Source organism: Psychroflexus halocasei, from assembly GCF_900107595.1.
GTDB classification, from domain to species: Bacteria; Bacteroidota; Bacteroidia; order Flavobacteriales; family Flavobacteriaceae; genus Psychroflexus; species Psychroflexus halocasei.
Map to the genome: position 1 here is coordinate 29,030 of NZ_FNQF01000006.1, position 12,901 is coordinate 41,930.

Annotated in this window: 12 protein-coding genes; 6 read left to right on the top strand and 6 right to left on the bottom strand. The window is 32.2% G+C overall.

What is annotated here, in order from left to right; all coding sequences use genetic code 11:
* Positions 1–45: 45 nt before the first annotated feature.
* Positions 46–564, top strand: a complete 519-nt coding sequence (locus tag BLV84_RS08385) for an OmpH/Skp family outer membrane protein (protein WP_093244229.1) — start codon at positions 46–48, stop codon at positions 562–564.
* A 52-nt stretch (positions 565–616) separates the two neighbouring features.
* Here the strand turns inward: BLV84_RS08385 and BLV84_RS08390 are convergent, their stop codons facing one another.
* Entirely contained in the window at positions 617–1,741 is a 1,125-nt protein-coding gene (locus BLV84_RS08390) for a DNA polymerase III subunit (RefSeq protein ID WP_093244230.1), read from the bottom strand.
* 92 nt (positions 1,742–1,833) lie between these two features.
* Between BLV84_RS08390 and BLV84_RS08395 the strand changes: the two genes are divergently transcribed.
* From BLV84_RS08395 to BLV84_RS08405, 3 genes are all read left to right on the top strand, one after another.
* Positions 1,834–3,015 (top strand): phosphoglycerate kinase, encoded by a 1,182-nt coding sequence (locus BLV84_RS08395; RefSeq protein WP_093244231.1) that lies wholly within the window; start codon positions 1,834–1,836, stop codon positions 3,013–3,015.
* A 115-nt stretch (positions 3,016–3,130) separates the two neighbouring features.
* Positions 3,131–3,511 carry a ribonuclease P protein component gene (rnpA, locus tag BLV84_RS08400; RefSeq protein WP_093244232.1) on the top strand — a complete coding sequence of 127 codons (381 nt, stop codon included), beginning with the start codon at positions 3,131–3,133 and terminating at the stop codon, positions 3,509–3,511.
* Positions 3,486–5,099 carry a S41 family peptidase gene (locus BLV84_RS08405; protein WP_093244233.1) on the top strand — a complete coding sequence of 538 codons (1,614 nt, stop codon included), beginning with the start codon at positions 3,486–3,488 and terminating at the stop codon, positions 5,097–5,099. The genes rnpA and BLV84_RS08405 overlap by 26 nt, the downstream gene beginning before the upstream one ends.
* Positions 5,100–5,162: 63 nt before the next feature.
* Here the strand turns inward: BLV84_RS08405 and BLV84_RS08410 are convergent, their stop codons facing one another.
* Positions 5,163–5,840: a metal-dependent hydrolase gene (locus BLV84_RS08410; protein WP_093244234.1), complete on the bottom strand. Its 678-nt coding sequence runs from the start codon at positions 5,838–5,840 to the stop codon at positions 5,163–5,165.
* Between the two features lie 51 nt (positions 5,841–5,891).
* A complete protein-coding gene (locus BLV84_RS08415) occupies positions 5,892–6,344 on the bottom strand; it encodes a 6-pyruvoyl trahydropterin synthase family protein (RefSeq protein WP_093244235.1) in 453 nt (150 codons plus the stop codon).
* Between the two features lie 158 nt (positions 6,345–6,502).
* Between BLV84_RS08415 and BLV84_RS08420 the strand changes: the two genes are divergently transcribed.
* Positions 6,503–7,147, top strand: a complete 645-nt coding sequence (locus tag BLV84_RS08420; RefSeq protein ID WP_093244236.1) for a 2OG-Fe(II) oxygenase — start codon at positions 6,503–6,505, stop codon at positions 7,145–7,147.
* Here BLV84_RS08420 and BLV84_RS08425 read toward each other — a convergent pair whose 3' ends face one another.
* Positions 7,148–8,923: an ABC transporter ATP-binding protein gene (locus BLV84_RS08425; RefSeq protein WP_093244237.1), complete on the bottom strand. Its 1,776-nt coding sequence runs from the start codon at positions 8,921–8,923 to the stop codon at positions 7,148–7,150.
* Between the two features lie 165 nt (positions 8,924–9,088).
* Between BLV84_RS08425 and BLV84_RS08430 the strand changes: the two genes are divergently transcribed.
* On the top strand, positions 9,089–9,562 hold the full coding sequence (locus tag BLV84_RS08430; protein ID WP_093244238.1) for a CBS domain-containing protein: 474 nt from the start codon (positions 9,089–9,091) through the stop codon (positions 9,560–9,562).
* Between the two features lie 8 nt (positions 9,563–9,570).
* Here BLV84_RS08430 and BLV84_RS08435 read toward each other — a convergent pair whose 3' ends face one another.
* A complete protein-coding gene (locus tag BLV84_RS08435; protein WP_093244239.1) occupies positions 9,571–10,479 on the bottom strand; it encodes a histone deacetylase family protein in 909 nt (302 codons plus the stop codon).
* Between the two features lie 18 nt (positions 10,480–10,497).
* Positions 10,498–12,717 (bottom strand): ribonuclease R, encoded by a 2,220-nt coding sequence (rnr, locus tag BLV84_RS08440; RefSeq protein WP_093244240.1) that lies wholly within the window; start codon positions 12,715–12,717, stop codon positions 10,498–10,500.
* Between the last annotated feature and the right edge of the window lie 184 nt (positions 12,718–12,901).

The following is a 12,901-nucleotide window of genomic DNA, read 5'->3' on the forward strand; positions in this document are numbered from 1 at the left end:
ATATATTTTAATGAATAAATGATACATTTGCGCAAAATCAAAAACATGAAAAAATTACTTTTTACAGCTCTCATTGCTGCAAGCTTAATATCTTGCCAAACAGAAAGCATGAAAACAGCTTACGTTGATAATTCAAGATTAGTTCAAGATTATCACAAAATGGAAAAAACTGAGGCTAAATTTGAAAAGAAAAATAAAGAACTCTCAGACGAATTAGATGCTGTAGCTCAAGAATTTCAAAAAGAGGTTCAAGAATTTCAAGCTAAAGCAAATTCAATGAGTAAAGCTAATCTTGAAAAGAGACAAAACGAATTGATGCAAAAGCAACAAATGTTACAGCAACAACAGCAACAAAAAAGTGAGCAGATGCGACAAGAAAGTGATGCTGCTATCAATGAAATCATTGATGATGTCAAAACTTACGTTTCAAATTACGGTGAAGAAAATGGCTATACTTATATTTTTGGTTCAAATGAATCAGCAAATATTATGTATGCTAAAAAAGGGCTTGATATTACTGATGAAGTTTTAAAATCTTTAAATGCAGAAGACTCTTTAAAATAAAAAGAGACTGACAAATCAATACTAAAAAAAGTAGTTTTTATAAATATGAAAGCTACTTTTTTTTGTGTAATAAACGCGTGAGTTCAAATGATAAATCTGAAAAAATCATTTTACCAGAACCGTTTCTCTCAACATAATAAAGCGCATCTTCAAGAGCCTTAAAAATGTCATTAATGTTGTGTCCTCCTATAAACTGTGCAAAACCTGAAAATTTAAATTTAGGATCATCAACTTTCAAGTAAACCAAATCTTTAGCATCATAATTAAATAACAAAGCTTGCCTGAAAAATTGAATACAATATTGTAAAAAACGTTTCTGTGTTTCTCTATTTTCTGAAGCCAATTCATCAGACCAATCGATCAAATCTTTAACAACATATTTATTCCCTTTAGCCCTAAAGGCAGATCTCACCCAACGGATAAAAAGAGTTTCAAATCTTTGCTCATCATCACTTTGTTGTGATAAATGTATAGCAGCAGTATAATCTCCATCAGCTTGATGTGCAATAGAAGAAGCTTTAGTTGCTTCTAAATTAAAGTTATTTTGCAAAGCAGAGGAAATATCAGCTTCACTTAAAGGTGGAAAATTCAAGCGTTGACATCGCGATTTTATCGTATCAAGAATTTGATCTTCTTGATTTGTTATCAAGATAAAAAAAGTATTTTGAGGTGGTTCCTCAATCAATTTCAACAACTTGTTAGCAGCTTGTGTATTTAAACGATCCGCACACCAAATAATCATCACTTTTGCTCCACCGTTAAAAGCTTTTAAAGATAAGTCTTTCGTTATCTGTGTGGCTTCATCTACATTAATTAAGCCTTGCTTTTTTTCAATACCAATATGCTTATACCAATCAAACAAATTTCCATAAGGTGAAACTTGAATAAAATCTCTCCATTGCGGTAATAAATCTTTACTTAATGGTTTTTTAGAAGACTTTGAAACACTATTGATCGGATAAACAAAATGAACATCTGGATGCTCAAGAACATTTACTTTTTGAGAATTCTTTTGTGAGTTTTCAATCAAAAGCCTTGCATACGCCAAAGCCATTGGTAATGTTCCATATCCATGCTCACCAACAAATAATTGTGCATGTGCAACACGTCTATTTTCAATAGAGTTTACCAAGTGATGCTTGATATGCTCAAGCCCTAAAATTTCATCAAAATTCATAGCGCTAAAATATTAAAATTGCGTTTAAATTCGGCTGAATAGCGCGCAAAATGAATTAAATAATTATTTTTGAGAAAACAACACATTTGTATATGAAAACAACAGAAGACTATAATTTTGATGGTAAAAAAGCGATTATTCGCGTTGATTTTAATGTTCCATTAAATAAAGACTTAGAGGTAACAGATATAAGTAGAATCGAAGCTGCAAAACCAACAATTATCAAAGTTTTAGAAGATGGTGGATCAGCAATTTTAATGTCGCATTTAGGAAGACCAAAAGGTGTTGAAGATAAATTTTCTCTTGAAAACATCGTTAACACAGTTTCTGATGTGATTGGTGTCAAAGTCAAATTTGTAAAAAATTGTATTGGAGATCAAGTAGAACAAGCTGCAGCAGAACTTAAAAGTGGTGAAGTCTTGATGCTCGAAAATCTACGTTTTCATGATGAAGAAAAAGCTGGAGATAAAGAATTTGCTCAAAGATTAGCTAAACTTGCTGATGTTTATATCAACGATGCATTTGGGACAGCTCATAGAGCGCATGCTTCAACGACTGTCATCGCACAATTTTTTGAAGACAAAATTGTTGGAAAACTTTTACAAAAAGAAATAGATAGTTTAGATAAAGTTCTTCATTCTAATGAAAAACCTGTCACAGCCATTATTGGTGGTGCAAAGGTTTCATCGAAAATAACTGTGATAGAAAACATTCTACCAAAAATTGATCATTTAATTATTGGCGGCGGAATGAGTTTTACTTTCATCAAGGCACAAGGTGGAAAGATTGGAAAATCTTTAGTTGAGGATGATAAATTAGATTTAGCGTTAAAAATTATCGACAAGGCAAAAGCTGAAAATGTAGAACTACATTTACCAGTTGATGTGATTTCAACAACAGATTTTAATAATGATGCTGAAACGCAAGTCGAAAAAAGCAATGCAATTTCTGATGATAGAATGGGACTTGATGTGGGTCCAGAAACCAATAAACTCTTTGCTGAAGTTATTAAAGAATCAAAAATCATTTTATGGAATGGTCCGTTAGGTGTTTTTGAAATGGATAACTTTAAAGAAGGAACAATTTCAATCGGTCAAGCGATTGGTGAAGCCACTGAAAACGGTTCTTTTTCTCTTGTCGGAGGTGGAGATAGCGTTGCTGCTGCCAAGAAATTTGACTTAGCAGATAAAATGAGTTACGTATCCACTGGTGGAGGCGCGATGCTTGAAATGCTTGAAGGCAAGTCTTTACCTGGGATTGAAGCTTTAAAATAATTAAAACATTTAAAATATTTGATAAAGCTCGGTCAATTGATCGGGCTTTAATTTTTTAAAGTCGTTCAACAACAACTTAAAATTTTCTTAGCATCTTTGTCAGAGATAAATAACTATGTCCACACAAGGTTTTCCAAAATCAGAACATCTTAAATCAAAAAAAGCGATTGATGAATTGTTTCTTAAAAAACATTCTGTCAAAGGCTATCCGATTCGTTTAATGTTTCATCAAAATGAAGAAGAATCGCATAAAGTTGGTTTTGTTGTTCCTAAAAGATTGATTCGTTTAGCGGTAAGTCGCAACAAGATTAAACGTCAATTACGGGAAGCTTATCGCTTGCAAAAACATCATATCGAAAAACTTCCACCTCAAAATATGATGTTTGTTTTGATTGGTAAAAAACCATTATCTTTTCAAGAAATAGAAGCTTGTGTTTTAAAATGTTTGACGAAATTAAAAGTAAAAGCAGATGAAAAAGAAAATCATATTAAGTAGTTTAACACTTGTCGTTATAGGGAGTTTGGCTTTTAAGTCAGTTAAAAATGACTTTTTTGAAATCGCTAAACAAATAGAGATTTTTACAAATTTGTATAAGGAAATCAACATGAATTATGTGGACGAAGTGAGTCCGTCAGAGCTTATGAACACTGCGATTACAGCAATGTTAGCAGATTTAGATCCTTATACCGTTTATTGGAATGAGCAACAAGTGATAGAAGGCCGAATTCGCAATCAAGGTGATTACGCAGGTATTGGCGCTCATATTGAAAGTTATGCTGATAAAATTTTAATCAAAAGTTTAGAAAAAAATTCTCCTGCAGATAAAGCAAATTTGAAAATAGGTGACGAAATTATAAAGATAGATGATATCAATATTTCAGAATACAGCGAAGATGCAGGCCAGCTTTTACAAGGTGAAACGGGTTCAGAAGTTGAAATTACTTTTACAAGAAACGGACAAAAGCAATCGACTGTTTTAGAAAGAGAAAAACATGAAAAAAATGCAGTTATATTTCATCAACTTTTAGAAGATAAGTCAGGCTATATCGTCTTAGATCAGTTTACGAAAACAGCTTCAGCAGAGGTTATTAAAGCTTTTAAAGAACTCAAAAGAGAAGGCGCAACACAAATTATTTTAGATTTAAGAAACAATCCAGGCGGTTTATTGTCTGAGGCGATAAACATCACAAATATTTTTGTTGATAAAGGCACAACTATCGTGACTACAAAATCTGTGATTGAAAAGTATAACAAAACTTATGTGACTCAAAATAAAGCTTTAGACACTGAAATTCCATTAGTTGTTCTCATAAACCATAAAAGTGCTTCGGCAAGCGAAATTGTTTCAGGAAGCTTACAAGATTTAGACCGAGCTGTTGTGATTGGCGGTAGAAGTTTTGGAAAAGGTCTTGTACAAAGACCAAAGAAATTAAACTACGGAACACAAGCTAAAATAACGATTTCACGCTACTATACACCAAGTGGAAGAAGCATCCAGGCACTCGATTATGTAGACGGTGTTGCTGTAAGAAAGAGCGAAAATTCATATCAAAAATTCAAAACCAGAAATGGGAGAGAAGTTTATAGCGGAGGTGGAATCTTACCAGATATTTTGATTAAAAGTGAATCAACAAACGCTTTGACTGAAGAATTGGAAAAAAATAATTTAATATTCGGTTTTGCAAATCAATTTTATGCGAAAAATACAGACATCAAAATCAATCAATTTCAAAATAAAAATTTGATATCTGACTTCAAAAGTTTAGTCAAAAACAGCGATTTCAAATTTGAATCTGAAACAGAAAAAGAACTTCAGAAACTAAAAGTTATTGCTGAAAAAGAAAAGATTTATCAAAGTATCACTAATGATTTTGAAGCTTTAAAAAAACAAATGAATAAAGCTGAAGAAACTTTATTCAATCAATCACAAGCTCAATTAAAATTGAGTTTAACCAAAGAAATCATTAAACGTTATACTTATAAAGAAGGCGTTTTTGAGTATCTTATCAAAAATGGTGAAAGTATTTCTAAAGCCAAAGAAATTTTAAATAATCAGAAAGCATATCAAAATATTTTAAAATAGATAATCAAAAAACGCTCTTGAATTCAAGAGCGTTTTTTGATTCTGTTTCAACTTAAGTGGAAGTTAAAAATCTAAAGTTTCACCGATCTCAAGAAGCATTAAATCTTTATCTTTTTCATAAAATTTACGTTTAGCTTCATCATGGTCAATTTCAATAAAACCAAATGTATCATAGTGATAACCTAGTATTTTATCACAATTTACAAAATCACTTGCAATGATGGCATCATCCACATTCATTGTAAAGTTATCGCCAATAGGTAAAATGGCTAAATCAAGTTTTGTGTGCAGCGGTATCAATTTCATATCCATTGTTAAAGCTGTATCACCAGCGATGTAGATATTTTTGTGTTCGCCTTCAATGACAAAACCTCCTGGTTGTCCGCCATAGCTTCCATCTGGAAAAGATGATGTATGAATAGCGTTTACATATTTCACTTTTCCAAAGTCAAAATTCCATGAACCACCATGATTCATCAGGTGAACTTCAAATCCTTTTTCTTCGTAGTAATTTGCGATTTCAAAATTAGAAACAATCACTGCATTTGTGCGTTTTTCAATGGCTTCAACATCCAAAATATGATCTTGATGTGCATGCGTTAGCAAGATATAATCTGCTTTTAGCTCATCAATATTGATATGAGAAGCCTTTTCGTTTCCTGTAATAAAAGGATCGACAAGAATATGAATATCTTGCATTTGCAAGCCTAAACTTGCATGTCCATAAAATGTAATTTTCATAAAGCTTTGTTTTGCCTATGAAATTACGAAATTTTAAAAAGAAAGAAAAAATTAAGCATTATCAGCTGCATACCATTCCGCAAAAGCAGTTCCTGTTTCGCGCAATTTTAAGCTGTGGAGTTCTAAATTTGAATCAAGTTTTGATTTTATTTTATCAGCAAAATCAATCACCATATTTTCGCTTGTTGGCTGATAATCAACCAAAACGACATTATGATTTGCTTTTTTCAAATCTTGAGCAAGCTCAATATGCGGCGTATTTTTATTGAGCATAATGGCATGATCAAGAACATCAACAACTTCTTTTTTGACAATTTTTTTAAGATCGCCAAAATCAATCACCATTCCGCATTTAACATTTGAAGTGTCAGTAATTGGTTCGCCAATCACACAAACATCGAGCTTATAACTATGTCCGTGAATGTTTTTGCACTTACCATCATAACCATATAAAGCATGCGCAGTTTCGAAAGTGAATTGCTTTGTAATTCTGATTTTTGCCATTGTTCTAAATTCTGCTGCAAAGATATGAAAATTGCTTCTGAGAAATTATGCAATATATATTGAAAGTTTAAAAACTGATTTTGATCATTTAATTGAAAATCATATTAAAATTAGATGTAATTTTGCATGCCTTTCAAAACAATTGGCTTGTCAAAAAAATGCAAGAAAGATTAATTTCTGATGATATCTTTGCTGGGTATAATCAGACCTATGAAACAATAATTGAAGATCTGCAAAACAAGCACTTTAGTGTTGTAGATCATTTCTTCCCTTCACATCTCATCATTTCATTACAAAAAGAAATTTTGATAAAATACCAAGCTGATGATTTAAAAAAAGCAGCTATTGGGAATAAAACAAATGAAATTATTGAAAAAGAAATTCGTGGAGATTTCATTCAATGGATTAATGAAAATAATGTGAATGATATTGAAAAAGAATATTTTGATAAAATAAATGACTTTGTGACTTACCTTAATAGAACTTGTTTTATGGGTATTTTACACAAAGAGTTTCATTACGCAGTTTATCCTAAAGGAACTTTTTATCAAAGACATTTAGATACATTTCAGAATGATCAACGCCGCAAATTATCTATGGTTCTCTATTTGAATGACGAAAATTGGACAATTGATAATGGTGGAGAACTCGTGATTTACACTAAAGAAAATAAAGCTGAAACCATCATTCCTTTACCAGGAAGATTAGTCATTTTTGAGAGTCAACTTTTAGAACATGAAGTTAAACCTGTTTTAAAAAACGAAAAGCGTCTTAGTATAACAGGTTGGCTTAAAACACGTTGATTAACGCTCAATCTGTAATTGATTAAGCTTTCTGTACAAACCATTATCTTTAGTAAGTAGATCTTGATGTGTTCCTTTTTCGATGATTTCACCTTGGTCAACAACAATAATCTGGTCTGCATTTTTGATGGTTGATAAACGGTGAGCTATGACAATTGAAGTTCTGTTTTTCATCAATTCATCAAGTGCATCTTGTACCAATTTTTCTGATTCAGAATCTAAAGAACTCGTTGCTTCATCAAGGATCAAGATTTTAGGATTTTTAAGGACAGCTCTTGCAATCGCAACACGCTGTCTTTGTCCGCCAGATAACTGAACGCCACGTTCGCCAACTAAAGTGCCATAATCATCAGGGAAAGACATGATAAAATCGTGTGCATTAGCTTTTTTAGCAGCATCAATAATTTCTTCTTTTGTGGCATCTGGTCTTCCATAAGCAATGTTTTCTAAAATGCTTCCGCCAAATAAAAAAACATCTTGCGGCACAACAGCCATTTGAGATCTGAGCTCATATAAATCAAAATTCTCTGATGCTTTTTGATCAAATAAAACTTGACCTGAATTAGGCTGATAAAAATTTAAAACCAAAGCAGCCATGGTTGATTTTCCTGAGCCACTCGGACCTGCAATCGCAACAGTTTCTCCTTTTTTAGCTTCAAAATTAATATTTTTTAAAACCTGAAAATCTGGTCTTGATGGATAAGAGAAATTAACATTTTTAAAAGCCAATTCTCCTGATAATTTTTGTTGAATTTCTTTTTCTTCAATCTCTTCAGGATACTCATCAATTAAATCAAAAACACGTTCAGTCGCACCAATTGCTTTTTGTATTTGCGCATACTGAATCGGTAAACCACCAATTGAAGCACCGACAAAAATTGTATATAAAATAAAAGTAATCAGCTCTGACTGCGTCAATTCACCAACATTCTGAAGTTTAACGGCATACCAGACTAGTAAAACAATGGCTCCAAAAATACAAAAGATGATAAACGATGAAAAAGCGCCCCTGGCCAAACCGCCTTTAATCGCTATCTTTTTTATAGAATTAACGGCTTTTTCATAACGTAAAATTTCAAAAAGTTCGTTTGTAAAAGCTTTGACATTCGCAATACCATGTAAAGTTTCGCCAACAATTGTGTTTGAATCAGCAACTTTATCTTGCGCTTGCTTAGATAATTTTTTAATGAAACGTCCAAAAAAAACAGCGACAATAGCAAACACAGGAATGGTTGCGATCATTAATAATGAAAGCTTGACAGAGGTAAAAAACAAAGCTGCAATTCCGCCGATAATGATAATCGTTTGGCGTAAAAATTCAGCTAAACCTGTGGTAAATGTATCTTGAATTTGAGAAATATCTGCAGCCACACGCGAATTGAGTTCATTCACTTGACGATTAGAAAAAAACTGCATCGGCATTTTAATCAAATTATTATACGTGTCTTGCCGAATGGCTGAAAGCATATTTTCAGTGACATTAACAAACAAAACAACTCTAAAAAATGAAAAAATAGCTTGTGCTGTAAATAAGACTAAAAGCAAAAGTCCCATTTTGTTTATTTCTTCCGAAGAGAAATCAGCAGTTTCAATTAAATCGCCCATCAGTTTAGGAAACAATAAAGCTGTTACACCTGTTAAGGCTAAAAAAATGACACCAATAATGAGTTTCCATTTATGAGGTCCGATGTAATTAAAGAGTCGGAGGGAACGTTTAAGATTTGAACTCGTTAGTTTAACTTTTGGAAGATCGTTGTCTTTTTTTCGCTTAGCCATAAATCGTTTATCCTAATTCGGTTACAAAGTTAGACTTTCATAATAATTAAAAGACTTAAGCTTTTCAAAAAATAAGCTAAATATATATTTGTAATTAAAAGTTATTTTATTATAAATAAATTTACTATTTTAATAAAATTATGTTTAATATTTAAAATATAAATCATGGCTATTAAGAATTTTAAAGGAAATCATGTTGGTGATGTTAATGAAAAAGCTGAAGAAATAAAAGTAAGAGATTGCATGTCGAAAAATATTATTTTGTTTCAAAAAGGGCAAAGCATTATTGAAGTTGTAGAAACTATTATGCGATACAGAATTTCAGGCGGACCTGTTGTTGATGAAAATGATAAACTTATCGGTGTTATTTCTGAAGGAGATTGTATCAAACAAATTTCTGATAGTCGTTATTATAATATGCCTATGGAACTCACATTAATTGAGGATTATATGACGAAAGGCATTGATACAATTTCGCCAGACACAAACTTATTTGATGCAGCTCAAAAATTTATCACATCAAAACACAGGCGTTTCCCAGTGGTTGAAAACGATAAAATTTTAGGTATCGTGAGTCAAAAAGATGTTTTAAGAACTGCATTAATGCTGAAAGGTTACAGTTGGAAACACGATTCTTAAATTTAATTTTAAAAGAAAATATCTTGAACTAATCTATAAGTATTTGTGTGCGCATTGATTATGTCTTTGATGTCTTTTGAATATCCACCGCCCATACTGATTTGTACTGGTAATTGATGCGTTTTAATGACATCAAGCACAAATTCATCACGAGCTTTACAACCATCAATTGTACAGCCTAATTTACCGAGTTTATCTGTTTTTAAAATATCAACACCTGATAGATAAAATATAAAATCAGGTTTGATATCTTCTACCAATCGCGGCAATGTTTCTTTAAGAATGGATAAATAGGTTGCATCGTCACAATCATTTTCAAGCGGAATATCAAGATCAGATTCTTCTTTTTTAAAAGGATAATTACTTTTTCCGTGCATTGAAAAAATAAAAACCCGTGGATCATTCTGAAAAATTTTTGCGGTTCCGTTTCCTTGATGCACATCAAGATCAACAACTAATATTTGTTCAATATCAGTTTCTTCAAGCAAATAATAAGCAGCTGTGGCTTGGTCGTTAATCATACAAAAGCCTTCACCATGACTTGTAAAGGCATGATGCGTTCCGCCGGCGATGTTCATACCAACGCCATTTTGAAGTGCATATTTTGTGGCTTGAACTGTACCATTGGTTATTAATCGCTCACGTTTGACTAAAGCTTCAGATAAAGGAAAACCAATTTTACGAACAGCTTTTCTGTCGAGTTCTACCGCATACATCGCATCGAGATAAGCATCTGTATGTGACATCCGAATGTATTTTTCTGTAGAATCTTTGATTTCAGGTTCAAAAAAATTTTCTTGGTCACAGATTCCTTCCAGCAAAAGTTGCTTTGGTATCAAATCATATTTTTCCATTGGAAACCTATGATTTTCTTTCAGCGGATGTTGATAGCTTGGATGAAAAGCAATTTTAAGCATTGAAAAATAAAAAGAAAGTTAGTCGATCTGAATTTCATCAGCAGCTCCTAAAAGTTCAAAATCAATATTTCTTTTGATTAAGTCTGCTTTTTTAACACGTACATAAACTTCATCACCAAGTTGATACATTGTTTTTGTACGCTTACCAATTACAGCGTAATGCTCTTCATTAAAAAGATAATGATCACCAGGAATATCACGTAATCTGACCATTCCTTCACATTTGTTTTCAATAATTTCAACAAAAATACCAAAATCAGTTACACCACTTATCACTCCTAAAAATTCAGAATCTTCATGATTTTGAATAAATTTAACCTGCATGTATTTAATAGAATCACGTTCAGCATTTGTTGCTAAATTCTCCATTTCGCTAGAATGTTTACATTTCACTTCATAATCAGTTGCGCTAGCAGATTTTTGGCCATCAAGATAGTGTTGTAACAATCTGTGCGTCATCACATCTGGATAACGACGAATAGGAGAGGTGAAGTGAGAATAATAATCGAATGATAAACCGTAGTGACCTATATTTTCTGTAGAATAATAAGCTTTGCTCATCGTTCTAATAGTTAATGTGTCAACAAGGTTTTGTTCCTTTTTACCTTTAACATCTTCAAGAAGCTTATTTAAAGATTTGGAAACTTGCTTCTGATTTTTAAAATTTAATGAGTAACCAAATTTAGAAACGACTGTGTTTAAAGTTTCTAATTTTTCTTCGTTAGGTTCATCATGACAACGATAAACAAAAGTCTTTTCAGGTTTTTGTTTACCAATAAATTCAGCAACTTTTCTGTTAGCTAAAAGCATAAACTCTTCAATCAATTTATTGGCATCTTCAGAAGTTTTAAAATAAACCCCTAGAGGGTTGTTGTCTTCATCAAGGTTAAAATTGACTTCAACTTTATCAAAGGACAAAGCGCCTTTTTGCATGCGTTCATTTCGCATAATTTTAGCAAGCCTGTCAAGTTCCAGAGTTGCTTCAAGTATGTCGTCTGAAACAGGATAAGCTTTTTTAGTTAAAGAAACATCAGCAGGAATTGTTTTGTCTTTGGTCGTGATTAAATGTTGCGCTTCTTCATAAGCAAACCTTGCGTTAGATTCCGTCACAGTTCTACCAAACCATTCGTTGACAACTTTGGCGTTTTTATCAAGTTCGAAAACAGCTGAAAAAGTATATTTTTCTTCGTTTGGACGAAGTGAACACGCATTATTAGATAGAATTTCTGGTAGCATCGGAACAACACGATCGACTAAATAAATAGATGTTGCACGGTTGTAAGCTTCTTCATCTAAAATAGTATCAGGTTGTAAATAGTGTGAAACATCAGCGATGTGAACACCAACTTCAAAATTTCCGTTTTCTAATTTCTGAAAACTCAGAGCATCATCAAAATCTTTAGCCGAGGCTGGATCGATTGTAAAAGTCAAAACATCACGCATGTCACGACGTTTCTTAATTTCTTTTTCTGAAATTTTCGTATCGATTTGGTTTGCGTATTCTTCAACTTCAGCTGAAAAATGCTCTGGCAAATTATATTCAGCTAAAATAGCGTGCATTTCAGTATTATGTTCACCAGGAACACCTAAGACTTCGACGATTTCACCATTAGGTGAATCAGAATTTTTGGACCATTTCGTCAATCGAACTTTAACCATTAAACCATCGTCTGCCCCATTAAAATCATCTTTTGAGACAAAGATGTCTGTGTACATTTTAGGATTCTGGACAACGACAAATCCAAATTTTTCTTGTTTTTGAAGCACTCCAATGTATTCATCTTTAAAACGTTCAATGATGGAAGTGACTTCTCCTTCGGATTTCTTTTCACGCTTTTTAAACACGAAAATCTCAACTTGATCGCCATCTAAAGCGTGATTAAGATTCTTATTTTCAACAAAAATGTCATCATCAAGTTCTTCAACGACAACATAAGCATCGCCACGTGTGGTCATATCAACTTTACCAGTAAAAATTGAATCAGCGGTGTTGAATTTGAAATGATATTCGTCCTTTTGAATCAACTCATTTTTAGCAGTCATTTGTCCTAATAATCTGATCAAACGATTTCTGGTCTTCGTGTCTTTCAACTCTAAAATTTCGGCAATTTGCTTAAAAGTGTATGTTTTATCTTTATTCTTTTGAAAAACTTCTAAGACTCTTTTCTTAAAATTTATGTTGGGTTGGCGTCTTTTGCCTTTATTTTTTTTTGTTTTACTCTTTTTGTTTTTACTCATGTGTCATATTAAAATCTTGGATAAATGTACTATTTAAATCATTCATCGGTAATTATTAAAATTAAATTTATGTAAAACTTGTAAGTCTTGTTAAATATTGTTAAAACAAAGATTCAATTACAAGCGAAATTATATTTATTTTTAACATAAATATTTGTTAAGTTTTTATTATCTTGCCTAAGTA

Excerpts from the sequence above, each read along its gene's own strand:
- BLV84_RS08405 (WP_093244233.1), top strand. The coding sequence starts at position 3,486 with ATGAAAAAGAAAATCATATTAAGTAGTTTAACACTTGTCGTTATAGGG.
- rnpA (WP_093244232.1), top strand. The coding sequence starts at position 3,131 with ATGTCCACACAAGGTTTTCCAAAATCAGAACATCTTAAATCAAAAAAA.
- BLV84_RS08410 (WP_093244234.1), bottom strand. The coding sequence starts at position 5,840 with ATGAAAATTACATTTTATGGACATGCAAGTTTAGGCTTGCAAATGCAA.
- BLV84_RS08430 (WP_093244238.1), top strand. The coding sequence starts at position 9,089 with ATGGCTATTAAGAATTTTAAAGGAAATCATGTTGGTGATGTTAATGAA.
- rnr (WP_093244240.1), bottom strand. The coding sequence starts at position 12,717 with ATGAGTAAAAACAAAAAGAGTAAAACAAAAAAAAATAAAGGCAAAAGA.
- BLV84_RS08390 (WP_093244230.1), bottom strand. The coding sequence starts at position 1,741 with ATGAATTTTGATGAAATTTTAGGGCTTGAGCATATCAAGCATCACTTG.
- BLV84_RS08385 (WP_093244229.1), top strand. The coding sequence starts at position 46 with ATGAAAAAATTACTTTTTACAGCTCTCATTGCTGCAAGCTTAATATCT.
- BLV84_RS08435 (WP_093244239.1), bottom strand. The coding sequence starts at position 10,479 with ATGCTTAAAATTGCTTTTCATCCAAGCTATCAACATCCGCTGAAAGAA.
- BLV84_RS08395 (WP_093244231.1), top strand. The coding sequence starts at position 1,834 with ATGAAAACAACAGAAGACTATAATTTTGATGGTAAAAAAGCGATTATT.
- BLV84_RS08425 (WP_093244237.1), bottom strand. The coding sequence starts at position 8,923 with ATGGCTAAGCGAAAAAAAGACAACGATCTTCCAAAAGTTAAACTAACG.
- BLV84_RS08420 (WP_093244236.1), top strand. The coding sequence starts at position 6,503 with ATGCAAGAAAGATTAATTTCTGATGATATCTTTGCTGGGTATAATCAG.
- BLV84_RS08415 (WP_093244235.1), bottom strand. The coding sequence starts at position 6,344 with ATGGCAAAAATCAGAATTACAAAGCAATTCACTTTCGAAACTGCGCAT.